Source organism: Paenibacillus xylanilyticus (genome assembly GCF_013359935.1).
Lineage (GTDB): Bacteria > Bacillota > Bacilli > Paenibacillales > Paenibacillaceae > Paenibacillus > Paenibacillus xylanilyticus.
In genome coordinates, this window is sequence record NZ_JABMCB010000156.1 from 1 (window position 1) to 415 (window position 415).

At 48.7% G+C, this 415-nt stretch carries 1 rRNA gene; it reads left to right on the forward strand.

Annotation, left to right across the window (positions count from 1 at the left end):
• Positions 1-415: ribosomal RNA gene (locus HP552_RS05560) — 23S ribosomal RNA — on the forward strand; the annotation flags it as partial.

A 415-nucleotide genomic window follows, 5' to 3' on the forward strand; every position in this document is an offset into this window, starting at 1 on the left:
AAAGGATGTGGAGTTGCACAGACAACCAGGATGTTGGCTTAGAAGCAGCCACCATTGAAAGAGTGCGTAATAGCTCACTGGTCGAGTGACTCTGCGCCGAAAATGTAACGGGGCTAAACACACCACCGAAGCTATGGCTTGGATCGACTTCACTGCTTCTTTGAGGCGGTGTTTACCACAAGGACATTTTTGTCAGACAAGAGAAACAATCTTGAATGACCAAATGCTTCCCAGGGGATAAACACAGGGCTTCGAAGCTGGAGTGAAGTCGATCCAGGGGTAGGGGAGCGTTGTATAAGGGTTGAAGGTGTACCGTAAGGAGCGCTGGACATTATACAAGTGAGAATGCCGGTATGAGTAACGAAAAGATCAGTGAGAATCTGATCCGCCGAAAGCCTAAGGGTTCCTGAGGAAG